Genomic DNA, 2,177 nt, shown 5'->3' with positions numbered 1-2,177 from the left:
TTCTATATGAGTAATAAATATATATAATATTCATATATGTTTTATTAAACTGTATATGATTTTTTATATATAAAATTCCATGACTGTTTGAATTAATTTATCCATGATTGTTTCGAATGTAACCTGAAATATCCTTAATTAATGCTTTTTAATCATGTTTATACATAACTTGTTGAAAGACAACAATAAACTTACACGTCTTTCATTCCTTAACTGAGTGCTAATTTTGATTTAAGATAAGAGAAAATACCCAAGTGATAGCTATGTATCGAGTTCGAACCTTGTTTGTGAACGTTATAGTAACAATAGCTTTCTCTGCAGTTTATTATGTATAAAATATATATTTGTTGCTTTTTACACAATCATGTATATCACTTCTACAATGGAGTATTCTCGCTGAGGATATTTCTTCAAATTAATACCGGCAATGTATTAATTTGAAGAGTGAGCATTATAATGAGAGAAGGGGGATGCATTGCTAATATTTTTAGAGAGTGGAAGCTTGCTGTATAGATGGCATAGTTATAAAATTATAGAAATATTACATGTGTTATTTTTATTTCAATCGTATCAGGGGTTATCTTGCACAGTACATGATGGCTCTGTTACTAATGTTAAAAAGAAAACCGCGATTACCTTGTGTTTGTATATTATAGCTTATCATTTTTCCTGAAAAGACATAGAAGTCAGGAAGAAGTAGTGCCAGTTTATCATCCTCAACTTGATCAATAATATCGAATTTATTTATTTTATTGGAGGTGAGATGCAAGGTGTTATAATTTTCAGTCCATGTGTATTCAATATCACGTCGAATTGCTTTATAAGCCTTTGTATTTTGTTTCCATGTGCCGCTCAGTGCAACTATACCTGACTTTTTGTTTTGGTTATACATAAAGTCAAGGGTGAGATTGGCTTGTCCCTGGTCATTAAAAATAACCCAGTTAGCTGTACATTTTTCATTGTATGCGATTTTCTCTTTAGAATAATTATAGGTAATAAAAAACACAAATCCACTAATAAAACATAAAATAAGTATCAGGCTTTTTTTATAACGAGTCACGATTAACCCCACGATAAGACAAAGTTAAACAGCCTGTAACTTCGTTATTTCTATAGCTTTTTTTGCAGGCCATAACAATCAAACCCGGAAACGACCAGGCAAGGGGAAAATATAACCATGGATATTTTTTGCAGTCAATTCCTGTCTCTAATATATGGTTTTTATATTTATCGAAATCTTTCAGACCATCGATGCTATCTTCTGTAACATTAAAATGACAACCATTTATTTCTGCAACAGTCCGGTAATCTCTAAAGAATGGTTTGGGTTGGTTATTATTCCATAGTAAAAATGCGGTAAGCAAACCCACACCAAATGCACTTAACATTGGTAAATAAAATTTAGAGCGCGAGAGTATGTTCCTGACATGATTATCTGGAGCAGCATTTATCTCTTTAACCTCATCTGTAACGTTCAAATTGAGGGGAGAGTTATGCTTTTGAACATCTATTGAAGAGGGTGGGGTATGATTTTCTATGTTGATATCGTTATTGAGCTTGAACCCTTTTCTCGGCACGGTTGCAATAAGCGAATGAGTCGTATCACCAACCGCGCGAAACCCACGCCTGATAATCGATATGTTTTGGTATAACGTGTTGACCGGTACACGCATACCTTCTTCTTCCCAGACTCTGGAGAAAAAGTCCTGCTGGGCGACCACATCTGGAAAAGCTTCGAGTAGCAACGATAAACACCTGCTTGCGGGCGTTGTCAGAACAACGTTCAACTCGGCGTCATGTACCGAAATTAATTTCTTGTGTTCCGGCCAGAACTCAATATTATTGTTAATAATCCAGTACATAGGTCAATAAAACACAGCATTAAGAAAATTGAAATGAGATAGTTTGGTAAGTATATTAGTATTTACCTAATAAATATATATTAATTTTATATTCACTACGACAATTATAATTGCAATATATTAATGCAACTTAAAACACCATGTGTATTAACATATTTAACGCTTATAACGTCTACTTCCCGGGCTTTTTCGCTCATGAATTTTTGAAATGGCACACAAAATTCACATAATTAAACTAAAAATTAACAAGCGGAATTGGAAGCTCATCTTATAAAACACGGGCATCATTATAAATGCCCGTATATACAATTATTA

Annotated in this window: 2 protein-coding genes; both read right to left on the bottom strand. The window is 33.1% G+C overall.

Features of this window, described 5'->3' with window-relative positions:
* Positions 1 to 577: 577 nt before the first annotated feature.
* Positions 578 to 1,060 (bottom strand): hypothetical protein, encoded by a 483-nt coding sequence (locus tag A7098_RS23535; protein WP_105281508.1) that lies wholly within the window; start codon positions 1,058 to 1,060, stop codon positions 578 to 580.
* Positions 1,047 to 1,862: a transcriptional regulator gene (locus tag A7098_RS23530; protein ID WP_105281507.1), complete on the bottom strand. Its 816-nt coding sequence runs from the start codon at positions 1,860 to 1,862 to the stop codon at positions 1,047 to 1,049. Before A7098_RS23530 ends, A7098_RS23535 begins: the two co-directional genes overlap by 14 nt.
* Positions 1,863 to 2,177: the final 315 nt, after the last annotated feature.

Source organism: Escherichia sp. MOD1-EC7011 (genome assembly GCF_002965005.1).
Taxonomy (GTDB): domain Bacteria; phylum Pseudomonadota; class Gammaproteobacteria; order Enterobacterales; family Enterobacteriaceae; genus Escherichia; species Escherichia ruysiae.
The sequence above is the reverse complement of the archived record's forward strand: the minus strand, read 5'-3'. Positions and strand labels throughout refer to the sequence as shown.

Bases quoted from the DNA above. Each gene is read 5' to 3' on its own strand.
- A7098_RS23530 (WP_105281507.1), bottom strand. From the start codon at position 1,862: ATGTACTGGATTATTAACAATAATATTGAGTTCTGGCCGGAACACAAG.